Source organism: Loktanella sp. DSM 29012, assembly GCF_900110705.1.
Taxonomy (GTDB): domain Bacteria; phylum Pseudomonadota; class Alphaproteobacteria; order Rhodobacterales; family Rhodobacteraceae; genus Loktanella; species Loktanella gaetbuli.
In genome coordinates, this window is record NZ_FOEJ01000001.1 from 357759 (window position 1) to 374898 (window position 17140).

20 protein-coding genes are annotated in these 17140 nt (G+C 61.7%); 11 read left to right on the forward strand and 9 right to left on the reverse strand.

Going from position 1 to position 17140, the window contains the following annotated elements; all coding sequences use genetic code 11:
• The first annotated feature begins 30 nt into the window (after nucleotides 1-30).
• The gene (locus tag BMX27_RS01765; RefSeq protein ID WP_256212358.1) at nucleotides 31-168 is read left to right on the forward strand and encodes a hypothetical protein; all 138 of its coding nucleotides are present in this window, start codon (nucleotides 31-33) and stop codon (nucleotides 166-168) included.
• Between the two features lie 93 nt (nucleotides 169-261).
• On the opposite strand, the gene pncB is transcribed toward BMX27_RS01765, so the two are convergent.
• On the reverse strand, nucleotides 262-1554 hold the full coding sequence (pncB, locus tag BMX27_RS01770; protein WP_090158192.1) for a nicotinate phosphoribosyltransferase: 1293 nt from the start codon (nucleotides 1552-1554) through the stop codon (nucleotides 262-264).
• Between the two features lie 185 nt (nucleotides 1555-1739).
• Between pncB and BMX27_RS01775 the strand changes: the two genes are divergently transcribed.
• Genes BMX27_RS01775 through BMX27_RS01785 form a run of 3 tightly spaced genes read left to right on the forward strand, consistent with a single transcriptional unit; the run spans nucleotide 1740 to nucleotide 3090 of the window.
• Entirely contained in the window at nucleotides 1740-2006 is a 267-nt protein-coding gene (locus BMX27_RS01775) for a PepSY domain-containing protein (protein WP_090158193.1), read from the forward strand.
• A 27-nt stretch (nucleotides 2007-2033) separates the two neighbouring features.
• Entirely contained in the window at nucleotides 2034-2588 is a 555-nt protein-coding gene (locus BMX27_RS01780; protein WP_218144640.1) for a cytochrome b/b6 domain-containing protein, read from the forward strand.
• Nucleotides 2566-3090 carry a response regulator transcription factor gene (locus BMX27_RS01785; RefSeq protein ID WP_177172621.1) on the forward strand — a complete coding sequence of 175 codons (525 nt, stop codon included), beginning with the start codon at nucleotides 2566-2568 and terminating at the stop codon, nucleotides 3088-3090. Before BMX27_RS01780 ends, BMX27_RS01785 begins: the two co-directional genes overlap by 23 nt.
• A 4-nt stretch (nucleotides 3091-3094) precedes the next feature.
• Here the strand turns inward: BMX27_RS01785 and BMX27_RS01790 are convergent, their stop codons facing one another.
• The 4 genes from BMX27_RS01790 to BMX27_RS01805 all read right to left on the reverse strand — a co-directional run bounded on the left by BMX27_RS01790 (nucleotide 3095) and on the right by BMX27_RS01805 (nucleotide 6833).
• Nucleotides 3095-3553 (reverse strand): tellurite resistance TerB family protein, encoded by a 459-nt coding sequence (locus tag BMX27_RS01790; protein ID WP_090158195.1) that lies wholly within the window; start codon nucleotides 3551-3553, stop codon nucleotides 3095-3097.
• Nucleotides 3554-3617: 64 nt separating this feature from the next.
• Complete coding sequence (locus BMX27_RS01795; RefSeq protein ID WP_256212359.1) at nucleotides 3618-4664, reverse strand: AbrB family transcriptional regulator; 1047 nt, start codon at nucleotides 4662-4664, stop codon at nucleotides 3618-3620.
• Nucleotides 4665-5570, reverse strand: coding sequence for an oxygen-dependent tRNA uridine(34) hydroxylase TrhO (locus tag BMX27_RS01800; RefSeq protein WP_090158196.1), 906 nt, complete (start codon nucleotides 5568-5570; stop codon nucleotides 4665-4667).
• 39 nt (nucleotides 5571-5609) lie between these two features.
• Complete coding sequence (locus BMX27_RS01805) at nucleotides 5610-6833, reverse strand: Hsp70 family protein (RefSeq protein ID WP_090158197.1); 1224 nt, start codon at nucleotides 6831-6833, stop codon at nucleotides 5610-5612.
• Between the two features lie 127 nt (nucleotides 6834-6960).
• Here BMX27_RS01805 and pncA point away from each other — a divergent pair, with 127 nt between their 5' ends.
• The 4 genes from pncA to BMX27_RS01825 all read left to right on the forward strand — a co-directional run bounded on the left by pncA (nucleotide 6961) and on the right by BMX27_RS01825 (nucleotide 10295).
• Nucleotides 6961-7557 carry a bifunctional nicotinamidase/pyrazinamidase gene (pncA, locus tag BMX27_RS01810; protein WP_090158198.1) on the forward strand — a complete coding sequence of 199 codons (597 nt, stop codon included), beginning with the start codon at nucleotides 6961-6963 and terminating at the stop codon, nucleotides 7555-7557.
• Nucleotides 7554-8744 (forward strand): NAD(P)/FAD-dependent oxidoreductase, encoded by a 1191-nt coding sequence (locus BMX27_RS01815; protein WP_090158199.1) that lies wholly within the window; start codon nucleotides 7554-7556, stop codon nucleotides 8742-8744. The genes pncA and BMX27_RS01815 overlap by 4 nt, the downstream gene beginning before the upstream one ends.
• 12 nt (nucleotides 8745-8756) lie before the next feature.
• Complete coding sequence (locus tag BMX27_RS01820) at nucleotides 8757-9590, forward strand: NAD-dependent epimerase/dehydratase family protein (protein WP_090158712.1); 834 nt, start codon at nucleotides 8757-8759, stop codon at nucleotides 9588-9590.
• Between the two features lie 141 nt (nucleotides 9591-9731).
• The gene (locus tag BMX27_RS01825) at nucleotides 9732-10295 is read left to right on the forward strand and encodes a L,D-transpeptidase (RefSeq protein WP_090158200.1); all 564 of its coding nucleotides are present in this window, start codon (nucleotides 9732-9734) and stop codon (nucleotides 10293-10295) included.
• Here BMX27_RS01825 and BMX27_RS01830 read toward each other — a convergent pair.
• Both BMX27_RS01830 and BMX27_RS01835 read right to left on the reverse strand, forming a co-directional pair.
• Complete coding sequence (locus tag BMX27_RS01830; protein WP_090158201.1) at nucleotides 10292-11440, reverse strand: capsular polysaccharide export protein, LipB/KpsS family; 1149 nt, start codon at nucleotides 11438-11440, stop codon at nucleotides 10292-10294. The genes BMX27_RS01825 and BMX27_RS01830 overlap by 4 nt on opposite strands.
• A gap of 3 nt (nucleotides 11441-11443) precedes the next feature.
• Complete coding sequence (locus BMX27_RS01835; protein WP_056030184.1) at nucleotides 11444-12100, reverse strand: peroxiredoxin; 657 nt, start codon at nucleotides 12098-12100, stop codon at nucleotides 11444-11446.
• 122 nt (nucleotides 12101-12222) lie between these two features.
• Here BMX27_RS01835 and BMX27_RS01840 point away from each other — a divergent pair, with 122 nt between their 5' ends.
• Nucleotides 12223-13662 carry an aldehyde dehydrogenase family protein gene (locus tag BMX27_RS01840; protein WP_090158202.1) on the forward strand — a complete coding sequence of 480 codons (1440 nt, stop codon included), beginning with the start codon at nucleotides 12223-12225 and terminating at the stop codon, nucleotides 13660-13662.
• Between the two features lie 61 nt (nucleotides 13663-13723).
• Here BMX27_RS01840 and BMX27_RS01845 read toward each other — a convergent pair whose 3' ends face one another.
• Nucleotides 13724-14371 carry a pseudouridine synthase gene (locus BMX27_RS01845; RefSeq protein WP_090158203.1) on the reverse strand — a complete coding sequence of 216 codons (648 nt, stop codon included), beginning with the start codon at nucleotides 14369-14371 and terminating at the stop codon, nucleotides 13724-13726.
• Complete coding sequence (locus BMX27_RS01850; RefSeq protein ID WP_090158204.1) at nucleotides 14368-15024, reverse strand: YggS family pyridoxal phosphate-dependent enzyme; 657 nt, start codon at nucleotides 15022-15024, stop codon at nucleotides 14368-14370. Before BMX27_RS01850 ends, BMX27_RS01845 begins: the two co-directional genes overlap by 4 nt.
• A gap of 230 nt (nucleotides 15025-15254) precedes the next feature.
• On the opposite strand from BMX27_RS01850, the gene BMX27_RS01855 reads away from it, so the two are divergent.
• On the forward strand, nucleotides 15255-16562 hold the full coding sequence (locus BMX27_RS01855) for a porin (RefSeq protein ID WP_090158205.1): 1308 nt from the start codon (nucleotides 15255-15257) through the stop codon (nucleotides 16560-16562).
• A gap of 147 nt (nucleotides 16563-16709) precedes the next feature.
• Nucleotides 16710-17120: a DUF3576 domain-containing protein gene (locus tag BMX27_RS01860; RefSeq protein WP_177172622.1), complete on the forward strand. Its 411-nt coding sequence runs from the start codon at nucleotides 16710-16712 to the stop codon at nucleotides 17118-17120.
• Nucleotides 17121-17140: the final 20 nt, after the last annotated feature.

A 17140-nucleotide genomic window follows, 5' to 3' on the forward strand; every position in this document is an offset into this window, starting at 1 on the left:
TTGGACAACAACCTCAGACAGGAGACGACCGTGACACAGAAATGGATCTACGCCCTCATCCCCCTCGGCTTTGTCGCCATCATCGCATCCCTGCTGCTGGGCGGCGAAGTCGTGCAGGAAACGACCGACAGCCCCGTGGGTGAGATTGTCGAGGGACAGGGGGAGTGAGCAAATCTCCCCTTTGCATGACACACTCATGTCAGAAGGCGGGCTCCGAACCTTGGGACAGAGCCACTTGATCAAGCTGCGGGATCAATAGAACTAAACCACAACCTCCACCCGCTCCTGCGACCCCACCCCGAACACTCTCTTATATCGGGCGATCTCCTCCGCCGGCCCCATCGCCTTGTTGGGGTTGTCGCTCAGTTTGACGGTGGGGCGGCCATCCGCGGCGATGGCTTTGCACACCAGGCTGAAGGGGGCGAGGGCGTCGCCCTCGGTCAGGCCGATGAAGTCGTTGGTCAGCATCGTGCCCCAGCCAAAACTGACGCGGACGCGACCGGCGAATTGGTGGTGCAGGTCCAGGATCTTGTCCACTGTCAGCCCGTCGGAAAAGATGATCAGTTTTTCGCGCGGGTCTTCTCCGCGTGCGCGCCACCAGTCGATGGCGGCCTCTGCCCCAGTGGCGGGGTCGCCGCTGTCGATGCGGATGCCGGTCCAGCCCGCCAGCCAGTCGGGCGCATTGGCAAGGAAACCGGGCGTGCCAAAGGTGTCCGGCAAAATGACCCGCAGGTTGCCGTCGTGTTCTGCCTGCCAGTCGGCCAGCACGTCGTAGGGTGACCGCGCGAGTGCTGCATCGTCCTGCGCCAGCGCGGCATAGACCATCGGCAGCTCGTGCGCGTTGGTGCCGATCGCTTCCATGTCGCGGCTCTTGGCGATCAGGCAGTTCGACGTGCCGGTAAAGGCGTCGCCCAGCCCCTCGCTCATCGCTTGCACGCACCAGTCCTGCCACAGGAAACTGTGCCGCCGCCGTGTGCCGAAATCCGCGATCCGCAGATCGGGCACATCGCGCAGGCGTTCGACCTTTTCCCAGGCCTTGGTCATGGCGCGGGCATAGAGCACCTGAAGTTCGAACCGGCCCATGTCGCCCAGCACCGCGCGGCCGCGCAGTTCCATCAGGGTGGCAAGTGCGGGGATTTCCCACAACATGACTTCTGGCCAGGACCCTTCGAACGTCAGTTCATACTGGCCGTCGCGTTTTTCCAGATGATAGGGTGGCAGGCGCAGGTTTTCGAACCAGTCCATGAATTCGGGCGTGAACATCGCGCGTTTGCCGTAGAACGTGTTGCCGCGCATCCATGTGGATTCACCGCGCGACAGCGACAGGGACCGGATGTTGTCCAACTGCTCTCGCAATTCGCCCTCGTCCACCAGATCGGCGAGGCGGATGGACTTGGTCCGGTTGATCAGGCTGAAGGTGACCTGCGTGTCGCGGTTGTTGCGAAAGATCGACTGACACATCAGCAGTTTGTAGAAATCGGTGTCGATCAGGGACCGGACGATCGGGTCGATCTTCCATTTGTGGTTCCAGACACGGGTGGCGATATCGACCATTGGGGTACTCCGGCGTTTGGTTTCTTAGACCAACTGCCGTGCAGGCTTGCAAGGGCGCGGCGCGGCATAAGCCCGGGCTTATATCCGGACGCATAAGCCGTTGGCAGATAGTGCGGCAAACAAGGGTGGTTCAGATCGGCGTCAGGCCCGGCGCTGTGCCGCGGCATCACCCAAGGAATGCACCCATGAAAAAGATCGCAACACTGACCGCCCTGATCGCCCTGTCCGCTACGGCGGCGCTGGCAGAGCCGTCCTGCACCCCCGCCGCCGACGGTGCCGCAGCCCCCGTCTGGGAGGCCGTCAAGGCATTCGAGGAAGAAGGCGGCGTCGTAAAGGCGTTCAAGATCAACGGCGGCGACTGCTACGAAATCTACGGCTCGCTGGACGGCACCAACATGGAAGTTTTCTTTGACCCGACCACGGGCGAAGAGCTGGAACGTATCGACGCATAACCGCTGAACCACGAAAGGAGGCGCACCATGGCCGCTATGTCTGAACAGCACGGGACCGTCCGGGTCTGGGATATCGGGGTGCGCCTCTTTCATTGGTCACTGCTGACCTGCGTGGCGGGCGCGTGGCTGTTCGTCGATCCCCGCTCACTCCACCGCTGGCTTGGCTACTGCGTGATCGGATTGATTGCGTTTCGCCTGATCTGGGGGCTGGTGGGATCGCGCCACGCGCGGTTTACCGATTTCATCAAGGGACCCCGCACGGTGCTGGCCTATCTGCGCGCGATGGTTGCAGGAACCGAACGCCGTCATCTGGGTCACAACCCCGCGGGTGCCGCAATGATTGTGGCGCTGTTGCTGACGTTGGCGGGCATCTGCACCACGGGGATCATGATGGGGATGGATGCCTATTTCGGTGTCTCGTGGGTCGAGCATTGGCACGAAGGACTTGTGAACGGCTTGCTCATTCTGGTCGCCATGCATCTGGTGGGTGTGGTAACTGCAAGTTGGCGCCACCGTGAAAACCTTGTGGCGTCCATGGTCCATGGCCACAAGGACGCGCATGAAACAGGTGCTGAACCCTAATTCACGATCCCGACGCGTCCTTTTCCTGGGGGCCGCCGTTTTGCAGCTGGTCTGTCTGGGCCTTTTTACGATCGACATCCTCTCAGAGATGTCTTCGCCCGACTTTCACACCCTCGTTGAAACATTGAGCGTTCTGGGACTGTGTCTGAGCATCGCAGTCAGGTTTCGTGAGTATCTGCACCTGATCAACCGCAATCGCAGGATTGAGCGGGAGCTGGGTGCCGCCACTGGCGCATTTTCACAAATGATGCAGGAAAATTTCGCGCAGTGGGGCCTGTCTCCGGCAGAGCGCGATGTCGCGCTGATGTCGGTCAAGGGCCTGTCCGTCTCTGAAATCGCCGCATTGCGTGAAACGGCCAATGGCACGGTCAAAGCGCAATGCGCTGCAATCTATCGCAAGGCCGGAGTATCCAACCGCGCAGAGTTGATTTCGGTGATGATCGAGGATCTCATCGCTGGCGTGCCGCTTCCTGGCCAGACCCACCAATCGTCATCAACATAAGGTATCAGGACGGAAACCGTCCTGATTTGGCCATTTCCTCGTCGTGCAATTCACGCGCGCGTTCGGGGGACACGCCCAGGATCGCCTCGATTTCGTGCAACAGGGCGTCTTCGGCGGCCGCCTCGTTTCCATCGGAAAAGACGACGGACCACAGCGCGCGCACGGCGTTCTCCAGGTGATCATCGCTGATGTGCTGGTGCAGAACCTCGGCCAGTTCGGCTGTGTTGGGCATCGCGGATTCGAGCTTTTCGCAACGGGCGCGCATCTTGGCCGCCTCGACCGGGTTCAGGTCATAAAGCGCGGCCAGCACGTGGTCGATCTCCTCGACCTCTTCGAACAGATAGGCCCGGTCGATCTTGGCCGCGCGCACCAACAGTGCCCCCAGCGCGTGCTGTTCATCCGCCTTTGGCAGCGGCGTGACCGTGGTACCGGGATGAAACAATGACAAAAGACGTTCTAGCATGGGACCCCCGGAAATGTGCAGACTGATTCTAGCCTAGTCAGCCGATGCTGCAAAGCGGTCGCGCCTAGCGTTTTCGGCGCATCAAGAACTGAAAGGTCGCGGGCGCAATAGCGATAACCAGCGTGATGCGAACGATGTGCATGACAGAGACAAAAGCAATGTCCTGTCCCAGTGCCAGCGTCAGCAGCGACATTTCCGTCAGTCCGCCCGGCGAATAAGCGAGGAATGCCTGGGACAGCGGGATACCCTGCGACAGCGCGATCACTTCGGCAAAGCCCAGTGCCACAACGAGCATGGCCACCGATGCGACCGTCGCGATCCACAGATCACGCCCGATCTGGCGCGGACTGGACCCCACGAACCGCGCGCCGATGATCGTGCCGATCACGATCTGGGCCACGATGACCAGAACGGTCGGTGGGGCGATTTCGACCCAGCCGACCAGATGCACGATACCTGACAGGATCATCGGTCCGAATACGGTCGCAGCGGGCAGGCGCAGCAGGCGGCCGCCGTAGACGCCCAGCACGGCGCAACCCAAAAGGATCAGGCCGTTGGTCAGGGTGATTGCGCTGAGCGGGACGATGCCGCGCCCGTCGGTGCCGGACCGCACACCCAGCACGTAGCCGAAATACATCACTACTAGCGTCACCACGATCAGGATGCGGGCGGCGTGCGCCAGCGCGATCTTGCGGGTGTCGCCGCCGGCGGCCTCGCCCAGGATCAGCATTTCGTTCAGTCCGCCCGGCATGGCCGCATAAAAGGCGGTGACGGGATCGTAGCCGCCCAGCCTGCGGTAGACGACGATGGAAACACCGGCGGCGAGCGCCAGAAAGAATGGCAACAGCAGGATCGTCAGTGTCCAGCTGCCAAGACGGTCGAACAGGTCAGGGGTGATCGCACTGCCCAGCAAGACGCCGATCACGGGAATGACGATGGTGCGCAGTTGACCGGGTCCGCGCACGGGTAGCCCCATAATGGCCGCAAGCGTGGTGCCGATCATTGGTCCCAGCATCCACGGCAACGGCATGTTGACCATCCAGCCGATGAACCCGGAAATTACCCCGATCAGCAGCGCAAGGCCGATGTCCTGATGCTGCCGGATCCGCACCTAGAGGCTGCCGATATGTCGTTCGCCCCGCGCGCGGGCGAGGGCAATCTGGCGTTGGCGTTCGCGAAACCGTTCCTTGTCCTCGGGGGTGGTTTCGTCGACGCAGTGGTGGCAGGCGACGCCTTCCTCGAATGACGGCAGTTGCGTGTCCGCCGGTTCCAGCGGGCGGCGGCAGGCGTGGCACAGCACATGCGGGCCCTCGGCCAATCCGTGGCCGACGCTGACCCGCCCGTCAAAGACGAAACAGGACCCGTTCCAGGTGCTTTGATCCTGCGGCACCTCTTCGAGATATTTCAGGATGCCGCCCTGCAGGTGATAAACGTCCTCGACGCCTTGCTGGCGCAGGTAGTTCGTCGATTTTTCGCAGCGGATGCCGCCTGTGCAGAACATCGCGATTCGCTTGTTGTGGAAACGGTGCTTGTTCGCTTCCCACCATGCAGGGAATTCGCCAAAGCTGCGGGTCTGCGGATCAATGGCCCCGTCAAAGGTGCCGATCGCGACCTCGTAGTCGTTGCGGGTGTCGATCACGGCCACATCATCGGATTGAATCAAGGCGTTCCAGTCAGCCGGGGTAACATATGTGCCTGTCCCCTCGGCAGGGTTCACATCCGGTTGGCCCATGGTGACGATCTCACACTTGAGCCTGACCTTCATCCGGTTGAAGGGCTGTTCCGTGGCGTGGCTTTCCTTGCGCGCAAGGTCCGCGCAGCCGGGCAGGGTGCGGATATGGGCCAGAACAGCGTCGATCCCGGCGCGCGTTCCTGCGATCGTGCCGTTGATCCCCTCGCCTGCCAGCAGCAGCGTGCCGCTGATGCCATGCGCCTGACAAGTGTCCAGCAACGGCCCACGCAAGGCGGCGGGATCGGCAAAGCGCGTGAAATGATAGAGTGCGGCGACAGTAAACATGTTTCTTCGCATACGCCCGCGCGAAACGGGCGGCAACCCTCAGGCGCGTGCAGCGGCGTGTGCCAATCCATCGGATACGGCCGTAAATGCGGAACCCCGGTCCAGCCTGGCGCGCGGAAAGTCCTGCGCCAACGCCTGCGTCAGCACACCCATCAGCGAAGAGCCGCCCACGAAAACAAGTGCCGCGATCTGGTCAGGGTCGGTGTCGCCCAATGCGTCGCGCGCTGCCTGACGCACCTCGGCCACCGGATCGGACAGGGTATTGGCCAGTGCTGCACCATGCAGCGGCACCGCCAGGCCTTTTTCCAGCGGGGCGAGGTCGATGCGGGCCGCGTCGTGCGTGTTTGCCGCGATCTTGCCGTCCTCGACCGCAAAGGCGATGTCGTGGCCCAGCTCCATCTCGATCACCTCTGACAGGCGGGCAAAGGCGGTCTGGTCCACGCCCTGTTTGGCAAGATCCGCCACCAGACGCCGCGTTTCCGGCGCGTAGAGAAACGCGATTTTTTCCCAGGTGGCGAGGTCGTTGTAAATTGCATTGGGTGCGGTCGAGGTGCCGTTGCCAAACACGTCGCGCACGTCACCACCACGGCCCAGCAGCGGCATGACATGGGCCAGCGACAGCAAACGGTCGAAATCGGTGCCACCGATGCGCACGCCGTGACTGTTCAGGATCTCTATGCCGTCCGCGTTCTGCCGAAACAGCGTGAAATCCGATGTGCCGCCGCCGATGTCGACGACCAGACCCAGCTCGCCGGGTGGTAGCGGATCGGCAGTCAGGGCGGCGGCCTCTGGCTCAGGCAGAAAATCAACAGCGTCGAACCCGGCCATGTGGTAGGCTTCGGTCAGATCGGCAAGCGCGCGGGCATGGCGTTCGGGATCATGGTGAAACCGGACAGGCCGCCCCGACAGCGCGGTGTCAAAGGTCAGATAGGTCGATTCCTCGGCCGCGGCCTTTACGTGGCGCAGGAAATCCGCGACCACACCCAGCAGCGTCATGCGCTGATAGCCGATTTGCCGGGTTTCGCGCATCAACGGCGTGCCAAGAACGGATTTCAGCGCCCGCATGAACCGGCCTTCGCGCCCGCCGATCAAGGCCGCATTGGCCGCAGAACCGGTCAGCATCTGGTGGCGCGCCATGTCAAAGAAAACGGTCGTCGGCAGCGTGGTCTTGCCTGCCTCGACGGGGACGCGGAACACGGCGTCACCTGCCATCAGGGCTGCGGCAGTGTTTGATGTGCCGAAATCGATTCCAAGGGTGGGCATCGCAGTCTCCTGTTGCGGGACGCGCCGGATAGGCGAAACCCTGGTGCCTGACAAGTCGGCACCGGACAGCGATTGACCGAACCAGACGGCAGGCCTAACCCTAGGGGCAGCAAGGAGAGGATGACCGATGACCAGCGCCCTGATCGTGATTGATGTGCAAAATGATTTCTGTCCGGGCGGTGCGCTGGCGGTTTCTGGCGGGGATGACGTCGTCACCGGTATCAATGCACTGATGGACGATTTCAGCACCGTGATCCTGACGCAGGACTGGCATCCGGCGGGGCATTCGTCGTTCGCGTCCAGTCATCCCGGTCAGGCCCCGATGGACCTGATCACCATGCCCTATGGTCCGCAGGTCCTGTGGCCCGATCACTGCGTCCAAGGCACGGCCGGGGCCGCTTTTCATCCCGATCTGCGCACGGACGGGGATCTGATCATCCGCAAGGGTTACAACCCGGCCATCGACAGCTATTCCGCATTCTTCGAGAACGACCAGACCACACCGACGGGGCTGGAGGGTTACCTGAAATCGCGCGGGATCACCCGGCTGACGATGGTGGGCCTGGCACTGGATTTCTGTGTGAATTACTCGGCTGTGGACGCCGCCCGGCTGGGGTTCGATGTCACCGTGCGTGAGGATCTGACCCGCGCAATCGACATGAACGGGTCACGCGATGCAGCCCTGACCGCGATGCAGGACGCCGGAGCCAGGATCGCCGTATGACGCTGCACCCATATTACGATGTGGTGATTGTCGGGGGTGCGATCTATGGGTCGGCCGTGGCCTGGTTTCTGGCGTCAGATCCCGATTTCGACGGCCGCATCCTGGTGGTGGAACGGGACCCGACCTATGCGCGGGCTGCGACATCGTTGACCAATTCTTGCATTCGGCTGCAGTTTTCCGATCCGCTGAACGTGCGGATCAGTCAGTTTGGCGCGGCCTATATTCGTGATTTTCGGACGCGGATGGGGCTGGGCGATACGGTGCCGCATCTGGCGCTGCACAGCTTTGGATACATGTATCTTGCGGATACACCGGGTTTCGCGGCAACGCTGCGCGAGGTGCAACAGATGCAGGCGGCCAACGGGGCCGCGACACGCCACATGACGGCCGACCAGATCGCTGCGGCCTATCCGTTCTATGCCTTGGACGACATCATCGCGGGCAACCATAACACCGTCGACGAGGGATATTTCGACGGCGGCACATTATTCGACTGGTGGAAACGGGGTGCCCGGCAAAAGGGCGTGACCTATGTCGCGGATACAGTCGTCGGTCTGGACCGCACCGCGGACAAGATCACCCACGCGCAATTGCAGGCCCATGGTCGGATTGGGTGCGATTGGCTGGTGAATTGCGCCGGCACCCGCGGATCAACGGTCGCGGCCATGGCGGGGCTGGCGTTGCCGGTAGAGCCGCGCAAGCGCTACAGCTATGTTTTCAAGGCAGAAACCCCGTTGGATCGTGCGCTGCCGCTGACAATCGATCCATCGGGTGTTCATGTGCGCCAAGACGGTGCCTATTATCTGGCGGGCAGTCCGCCTGACGATGATCCACCGGTCGATCCTGATGACTTCGGGTTTGACCACAGCCTGTGGCAGGACAAGGTCTGGCCTGCGATCGCAACCCGCATCCCGGCGTTCGAGCGGGTGAGGATCATGAACGAATGGGTCGGCCACTACGACTATAACACGCTGGATCAGAATGCGGTCGTCGGGCCGCATCCGCAGGTGGGCAATTTTGTTTTTGCCAACGGGTTTTCCGGCCACGGGTTGCAGCAATCGCCTGCCATCGGGAACGGGCTTGCGGAATGGATCACGCAGGGGTCATACCGGACGCTGGATCTGTCGCCGCTGGGCTACGCCCGTGTCGCCACAAATACACCGATCATCGAAAAAGCCGTGATTTAGGGAAATACCATGTTGAAAAAGATCGTCCTGACCGGGGCTGCCGGAAATCTGGGCGGCGTGCTGCGCGCCCCGCTTGCGCAGATGTGCGAGGTGCTGATCAGCACCGACATCGCACCCGCGCTGGACGGCTGCCAACCGAACGAGACCTACATGCCCGCCGATCTGGGGCGGTTGGATCAGGTCGAACCCCTGCTGGAAGGTGCGGACATGGTCGTGCATTTCGGCGCGATCGGGGATGAGGCACCTTGGGACGAGATCCTCAATTCAAATATTGTCGGCGCTTTTACCGTCTGGGAAGCGGCCTACCGTCAGGGCGTCCGCCGTGTGGTCTATGCCTCTTCGATTCATGCCGTCGGCATGCACGCCAAGACCGAAAATCTGGACGGCACCGAACGCCACAGGCCAGATACCTATTACGGTCTGGCCAAATGCTTTGCCGAAGATCTGGCCAGCCTCTACTGGGACAAGCGCGGGATCGAGTCCGTCTGCATGCGCATCCTGTCCTGTCAGCCGGAACCCGCAAACGCGCGCGCGCTGGGCAGCTGGTTGTCCTATCCCGACCTCATTCGCATGGTGCAGGCCGCGATCACCTCGCCCACGACCGGCTTCAGCGTCGTCTGGGGCGTGTCGAACAATGACCGTGCACCGGTCAGCAACGCCCGCGCGTCGTTCCTGGGGTATCGTCCCCAGGACAACGCAGAGAGCTATGCCCCGGACATCCTGCCGAACGCCGCGCCGATGGACCCGCAAAACCCCGAGGATATGTGCCACGGTGGTCCCTTTGCCGTGGTGCCATTGGGTGAAAGCGGTGTCGCGATGATCAAGGCGCGCAGCGTCAAACCGTAGGTGCCAGCGCATCTGTGTGATGCATCCGCATCGCCATTTCGATTATCCGATTGTTGACGGTCATTGGTCATAATCACGGCGCAATGGTGTATTTAGAATGGTATTGTTGATGCACGATTCCTTGACCGCAGGTGCCCTGTCATGTTGACCCGACGTTCCTTTGTCGCCGCCGCCGCCGCGCTGCCCTTGGCTGCTCCTGCGCTTGCGAACACCGCCACGTCCTACCCACGATTGCCGCGCAAATTTCGGCCGCAGATCGTTGATGTGAACCCTGATTTGCCCGCCGGCGAAATCCATGTTGTGCAAAAGGAATTCTTTTTGTTCTGGACGTTGGGGGATGGTCGCGCGCGTCGTTACGGCATCGCGACCGGGGCCGAGGGGCGTAATTATCGCGGCGTGCTGACCATCGCCCACAAGGCTGAATGGCCCAGCTGGCGGCCGACCCCCGACATGATCCGCAAGGAACCCGAGGTTTACGGCCCCTATGTCGCGGGTCTGCCGGGTGGGCATCCGCGCAATGCGATGGGCGCACGGGCGCTGTATCTGCACGATCATCGCGGTGACACATTCTATCGCATTCACGGCACGCCGTTGCATGACAGCATCGGCCAGGCGTTTTCATCCGGTTGCGTGCGTCTGCGCAACGACCATGTTGCCGAATTGTATGACTTGGTGCCGGTCGGCACCCGCGTTTATCTGTTCTAGAGGTCGGAACGGTTCAACTGTCGGTCCAGCCTGTCGCCCAGATCGGATGGCAGGTCGTCATAGCGGGCATGAACCAGATAGTGATTCCATAGCCAGCCCAGAACCTGCCGCCGCAATGCCGCGTCAGGCATCCAGTCTGTTGTCCGCTTGATTGCATGGTCAAGGTCCTGTGCATTGCGCGCGCGCAAGACAAGCCCGTCGATATCATAGCAGGCATCGGCCAGAATGATGACGGGGCGGTCCATCAGCACGGCTTCCAGTCCGACTGTCGAATTCAGCGTGATAACGGCCTGTGCCCCCAGAATTAGGTCCCGGGTCACGTTGGTATTGGCAAAGATCACCCGCGGATGTGGGGTGATGTCACCCTGCACGGACAGTGGAAAACTGGGATGTTCCTTGATGACGAAAACCCGGTCCGGTTGCCGTTCGGCGGCATCGCGGATGACGTTGTAGAACTGGTGCATGTCGCGCACCCATGGTGAATGCAGCGTGACCTGCATGTCCGACGGGACCTGAAACGCGACAAAGATATAGGACTCCGGCAACGTGATCGGGTCGGGCCCTTTGGCCTTGGTCGCCCGCTGGTTCAACAGGTCAGGCAATCCAGGTGCTGCAAAATCGGTGTCGCTGTTCAGGTAGAAGGCAGGATCGCGCGGCACGCTGTTGGCGGCATTCAGCCCGCGCGGGTCGATTTGCAGCGTGCCGGGGAAAAACCCGGCCTCGATGAACAGACGTTCGCGGTTCAGGCGGTCCGCCACGCTGGCCAGCACGGATTCGGGAAACAGCGATCCGTTATAGATCAGCGCCGCCCTGTCGGGATCGTCCGATAATTGCGCCGCAAGCCGGTATTCAAGCAGTCGGGCCTCGACCGCCTTGAGCCAGCCGTACGCCCCCCCGATGACCCGGTTCCCGAATACCGCGGGCAACCGGATTTGTTTGCGCGTCAGATTGCCCGCAACAAGATCATGGGCGGGATCGCGTATGGCGCAGCACAACGCGACCAGCACGCCGCGCCAGCCCTGCGTGCCGTGCAGGGCCCGCAGCGTCGCCCCGGTCCCGGTCTGCACGGTGTCCGACAGGGCCCCGAGGGCCCTGTCGAAATGTTGCACGACGCCGGTATCCAGTTTCAGCCAGCGCCGTGACATGGGTCAGTCAGCCTTGAGCGCGGTCTTGCGCAGGTAGGGCAATACGGTGGTGAATTCGCCGAATTTTGCCTTTGCGTCCGCATCCGACACGGTGGCCGGGATGATCACGTCGTCGCCCACGTTCCAGTTGGCAGGCGTCGCTACACCGTTCTTGGCGGCGGTCTGCAGACCGTCCAGTGCGCGCAACACCTCGGCAAAGTTGCGGCCGACATTCATCGGATAGACCATCGACAGCTTCAGCTTCTTGTCGGGGCCGACAATGAAAACGGCGCGCACGGTGGCGGTGTCGTTCGGCGTGCGTCCGTCAGGCAGATAGGCCTCGGCCGGGAGCATGTCGAAGGCCTTGGACAAGGCCAGATCGGTGTCGGCGACGATCGGAAAGCCAGGATTAGCACCGCTGGCTGTCTCAATGTCCTTTTTCCACTTCTTGTGGTCCTCCACACCGTCGACACTTATGCCCAGCACGTTGGTGTCGCGTTTCGCCCATTCGTCGGCCAGTTGTGCGACCGCACCGAATTCGGTGGTGCAGACAGGCGTGAAATCCTTGGGGTGGGAAAACAGGATGGTCCATTTGTCGCCGACGAAATCGTGCAGGCTGATCGGTCCGTGATCGGTTTCGACGGTCAGGTCGGGGATCGTGTCGTTGATGCGCAGTGCCATGTCGTGATGTCCTTGTGCGATGATTGGTTGCCCATCACATAGACATTCACGTCGGGGTTTCCAACGCTTGCGGGGCGCGACCGGCAGTGACACTCTCGCCTCAAATCCCACAGGAGCCTGTCATGCTGGACAAACGCGAATTCTATATCGACGGACGTTGGATGGGGCCTGCTGCCCCCCGTGATTGCGAGGTTATTGACCCCGCGACCGAAGAACCATGCGCCGTCATTTCATTGGGCGATCAACGCGACACCGATGCCGCCGTGATTGCGGCAACCGCCGCCTTTCCGGGCTGGGCCGCGCTGGAACCGGCAAAGCGGGCGGAATATTGCGCAGCGATCCTGGATCAATACCGCGCCCGCAAGGACGAGATGGCCGAGGCGATCCGCGCCGAGATGGGTGCACCCATCAAGCTGGCCCGCGAAAGCCAGGCCCCCTGCCTGTCCTGGCACCTGAAAAATTTTCTGGATGCGATGGATCAGATCGACTGGTCCCGCCCATTGGGGGATCATGCGCCCAACGACCGGATCGTGCTGGAACCCATCGGCGTGGTCGGGCTGATCACGCCATGGAACTGGCCGATGAACCAGGTCACGCTCAAGGTGATTCCGGCGCTGTTGGCCGGCTGCACCGTCGTGCTGAAACCCAGCGAAGAAGCCCCGCTGTCGTCAATGCTGTTCGCAGAGTTCGTTCATGATGCCGGTGTGCCTGCGGGCGTGTTCAATCTGGTGAACGGTGACGGCGCGGGTGTCGGTGCGCAGCTGTCATCGCATCCGGACGTGTCGATGATCAGTTTTACCGGGTCGACCCGTGCGGGCATCGCGATTTCCAAGGCGGCGGCAGACACGCTCAAGCGGGTGACGCTGGAGCTGGGCGGCAAGGGCGCCAACGTGATCTTTGCCGATGCAGGGCCCAAGGCGGTCAAGCAAGGCGTGCTGCATTGCATGCAGAATTCCGGTCAGTCCTGCAACGCGCCGACACGGATGCTGGTCGAGGAATCGATCTATGACCAGACGGTGGCAGAGGCCGCCGAGATCGCTCAGGGCATCAAGGTCGGCCCCACCGCCGAGGATGGTCGACACATCGGACCCGTCGTGAACAAATCGCAGTGGGACAAGATCCAGGGCATGATCGAACGCGGGATTGCCGAGGGTGCACGCCTCGTGGCCGGTGGTCCCGGTCTGCCGGAAGGTGTCAACCGCGGCTACTATGTTCGACCGACCGTTTTCGCTGACGTGCGCAATGACATGGATATCGCGCAGCAGGAAATCTTTGGCCCGGTGCTGTCGATCATTCCATTCAAGGATGAGGCCGATGCGGTGCGCATCGCAAATGACACACCCTACGGATTGACCAACTACGTGCAGTCCGAAGACGGGGCCAAGCGTAACCGTATGGCGCTGGCGTTGAAATCGGGCATGGTCGAGATGAACGGCACCTCGCGTGCGGCGGGCAGCCCATTTGGCGGGATGAAAATGTCGGGACGTGCACGTGAGGGTGGTGTCTGGGGCATCGAGGAGTTTCTCGAGGTCAAGGCGATCAGCGGCTGGTCGACGGACTGACCGCAGGCAGAGTTTTCGCGAAAACTCTGACAGGGCCGATTTTTCGCGAAAAATCGGGAGATCAGAACGGTGGCTTGGCGGAAACCTTGACCGGCAAGCCACCGTCCGGATGACGGAAAGCCAGTGATTCGCTGTGCAGCATCAGGCGCGGGTGATCCAGCGCAGCGCCTGTTGCGTAAAACGGATCGCCCAGAATCGGATGGCCGATGGCCAACATATGCACCCGCAGTTGGTGGGACCGGCCAGTCTTTGGCATCAGGCGCATGCGGGTTTCGTCACTCCCGCGTTTCAGCCGGCGCCAGTCAGTCACGGCGGCGCGGCCGTTTTCATGGTCGACCATCTGGCGCGGCCGGTTCGGCCAATCCACGCACAGCGGCAGATCGACAGTGCCCTTGGCCTCGGCCACCTGTCCGTGCACCCGGGCGACATAGGTCTTGCGCGTCTGCCTGTTCTCGAATTGCAGGCCGAGGTGGCGCTGGGCATGGGGCGTCAGGGCAAAAACCATCACCCCGGAGGTATCCCGGTCCAGTCTGTGCACCAGCAGCGCATCGGGAAAGACGGACTGCACGCGGGCGATGAGGCAGTCGGCCAGATGCGGGCCCTTGCCCGGGACCGACAGCAACCCGGCGGGTTTGTCGACCAGCAAGACCTGATGGTCATGGTGAAGCACCACCAACGGGCCCTGTGGCGGGGCGTAGGTGTCGGTCATCCTTGCGCGACCCTCTCACCAAAGATCGCGGACCCGACGCGGATATGCGTGGCCCCCAGCGCGATCGCGCTTTCAAAGTCGCCGCTCATACCCATGGACAGGCCGGTCAGCCCGTTGCGCGCCGCAAGTTTGGCGAGCAATGCGAAATGCAGTGACGGTTCCTCATCGACGGGGGGGATGCACATCAGTCCGCGCAAGGGTAGGTCCAGTGCGCGGCATTCCGTGACAAAATCATCCGTCTCGGCAGGCAGCACGCCGGATTTCTGGTCCTCTTCTCCGGTGTTCACCTGAATGAACAGATCGGGACACCGTCCTTCTTCCTGGGCGATTCGAGCGATGGTCTGCGCCAGTTTCAGACGGTCGACTGTATGGATCGCATCAAAGAGCTGCATCGCGTTGCGGGTCTTGTTGCTTTGCAGGGGGCCGATCAGGTGCAGGTCGATATCTGTGTAATGCTTTGCAAATTCGGGCCATTTCCCGCTCGCCTCCTGCACCTTGTTTTCACCGAAACAGCGGTGTCCCTGATCCAGCACATGCGCCACCCGGTCGAGAGGCTGGACCTTTGAGACAGCGATCAGCGTGATGTCGGCGCGCGGGCGCCCTGCTTTTTCAGCGGCTTTGGTGATGCGGTCCTCGATCGTGGATAGGGTCACTATATGTCCTCTGTGCTGGGCAAAGATGCGGCCTCGTTGGTCAAATAGGACAGAACGGTGGCAGTGTCATGATGGGAAGCTGTCGGCATTGTGTGTCCCTCGTGCATCATTTGTCCGTGACCCCCGTGCTGCGGGGCCAATTTCCTTGAGTGCGGGCCCCAACAGGCGCAAATACGCAGCAATGCCGGACAACTGGCATATTCGGGAATGCAAACACGAGGGAATTATCCATGAAAAGCATCCTTCTTACCTCGACCGCGCTGGTTGCCTTTGCTGGCGCAGCGATGGCAGAGAGCCACGGCGCAATGGCGCCGATGGCAGACGGTACGACCGCACCCAGCGATATGGCTATGGAGCCGCTCGCCGGGATGGGCCCGCAGGGCGTCGTCGTTGGTGCTGACGGTGAGTTCGGCTACAACGAAGAAGTCGAAAACGGCTTCTACTTTGACGGTGGCCTGTCGATCACGACTTCCGCTGGCATGAACATGGGCCTGACCGCTGGTCTGACCCTGGACATCGACCTGGGCTTTGGTGACGCAGAAGGCGACAACCTGACCGCTCCCGGTGGCGGCGGTACGTTCGATGGCATCTCCGTCGACGCATCCGATTTTGTCGTGTTCGTCGAAGGCCAGGGCGCTGCTCTGTACGTTGGTGACACCGAAACCGGTGCCGCAACGCGCTGGGCCGGCACGACCAACATGGAAAACGACGCTTTCCTGGAAGTCGACGATGTTGACGATGGCGCTGACGAAGGCGACTTCATCGACGGCGTGATGCGCGGCGACCTGGAAATGGGTCCGATCGCAGCGTCGCTCTCGTTCCTGCTGGTTGACGGCGTGAACGACCTGGTCGACACCGACGTCGAACTGGACAGCCTGGATGGCCTGTCGCTGGGCGTCGAAGGCACCTTTGGTGGCTTCGTGGTCGGTATGGCCTACCAGGAAGAGATCAGCCGCGGTCTGGTCGACTTCTCCTCCGTTGACACCAACAACGACGGTATCATCGGCGCAGCAGAAGCTGGCAACGACGATCCGGGCACCGTTGACGAGATCATCGGTCTGTACGCTGGTACGTCCTTTGCAGGCGCAGACGTCAAAGTCGCATACGCCAGCAACGAAACCAGCAACGAAGACTCGCTGGGTCTGCAGGTCGACTATCCGTTCGGTCCGGTTTCGGTTTCGGCATTCTACTCTGCTGAATCCGCAGTCGACGACAACTACGGTATCGGCGTCTCCTACGAGAACGGCCCGCTGGCCGGTGCTCTGTACTTCCACGACGGTAACGACGAAGAAATCGGTCTGGAAGCATCCTACGTCCTGGGCAACGGCCTGACGATGTACGCTGGTTACATCGACAACCGTGATGGTGGCGACGACTACGAAGCCTATGCCGCAGCAACCTACGACCTGGGTGGCGGTGCCTCTCTGATCGCAGCCTACGGTGACACCGGTGACGACTACACCGGCGCGAACGACGAGATCGGTAACTCCTTCGAAGTGAACGAAGGTGTGACGGTCGCAGTGTCCTTCACGTTCTAAGCGACACACTCTCATTCGAGAGTCGGGGGCGGTCCGCAAGGGCCGCCCCTTTTCGTTTCGGGGGGCTTATCGCGGGGCCGGGCTTGTGACAGGCTTGTGGCTTCGATACATAATTAGGCAATGCCAATTGCGCGACGGGGCCTAGACGTGACTCATGCGATCCGAGCTGGCCGAGAGGCCATAATCAGTCTGATGTTCGTGGCGCTGACGGGTTGCGGGTTTCTCGGCTTTGGCGGGGGCGCATCGGCACCGGCAGCCGCCCCGTCCGGGCCAAACCCGTATCTGTATAATGCAAGCCTGCAGGTTCTGTCGTTTCTGCCGTTGGAATCGGCCAATCAGTCGACCGGACAAATTGTCTATGGGTTTGGGCGTGCGCCGGGTGCCGCGCAGTCCTACCGCGTGGTTGCAACCGTCACCAGCAATGCGCTGGATGCGCGGTCTTTGGTCGTGGATGTCAGGTCTGCCAGCGGGGCTGCATCGCGCGAGGTCCGGCGCGGCATAGAGGATGCAATCTACACGCGCGCACGGGCGCTGCGGATCGCCGATCTCGCACCCTGAAAAATTCTGAACGTATTCTC

Coding starts and splice junctions, on each gene's coding strand:
- BMX27_RS01845 (WP_090158203.1), bottom strand. CDS start 14,371: ATGACCGACACCTACGCCCCGCCACAGGGCCCGTTGGTGGTGCTTCAC.
- BMX27_RS01815 (WP_090158199.1), top strand. CDS start 7,554: ATGACGCTGCACCCATATTACGATGTGGTGATTGTCGGGGGTGCGATC.
- BMX27_RS01805 (WP_090158197.1), bottom strand. CDS start 6,833: ATGCCCACCCTTGGAATCGATTTCGGCACATCAAACACTGCCGCAGCC.
- BMX27_RS01830 (WP_090158201.1), bottom strand. CDS start 11,440: ATGTCACGGCGCTGGCTGAAACTGGATACCGGCGTCGTGCAACATTTC.
- pncB (WP_090158192.1), bottom strand. CDS start 1,554: ATGGTCGATATCGCCACCCGTGTCTGGAACCACAAATGGAAGATCGAC.
- BMX27_RS01790 (WP_090158195.1), bottom strand. CDS start 3,553: ATGCTAGAACGTCTTTTGTCATTGTTTCATCCCGGTACCACGGTCACG.
- pncA (WP_090158198.1), top strand. CDS start 6,961: ATGACCAGCGCCCTGATCGTGATTGATGTGCAAAATGATTTCTGTCCG.
- BMX27_RS01800 (WP_090158196.1), bottom strand. CDS start 5,570: ATGTTTACTGTCGCCGCACTCTATCATTTCACGCGCTTTGCCGATCCC.
- BMX27_RS01780 (WP_218144640.1), top strand. CDS start 2,034: ATGGCCGCTATGTCTGAACAGCACGGGACCGTCCGGGTCTGGGATATC.
- BMX27_RS01785 (WP_177172621.1), top strand. CDS start 2,566: ATGAAACAGGTGCTGAACCCTAATTCACGATCCCGACGCGTCCTTTTC.
- BMX27_RS01840 (WP_090158202.1), top strand. CDS start 12,223: ATGCTGGACAAACGCGAATTCTATATCGACGGACGTTGGATGGGGCCT.
- BMX27_RS01855 (WP_090158205.1), top strand. CDS start 15,255: ATGAAAAGCATCCTTCTTACCTCGACCGCGCTGGTTGCCTTTGCTGGC.
- BMX27_RS01825 (WP_090158200.1), top strand. CDS start 9,732: ATGTTGACCCGACGTTCCTTTGTCGCCGCCGCCGCCGCGCTGCCCTTG.
- BMX27_RS01775 (WP_090158193.1), top strand. CDS start 1,740: ATGAAAAAGATCGCAACACTGACCGCCCTGATCGCCCTGTCCGCTACG.
- BMX27_RS01835 (WP_056030184.1), bottom strand. CDS start 12,100: ATGGCACTGCGCATCAACGACACGATCCCCGACCTGACCGTCGAAACC.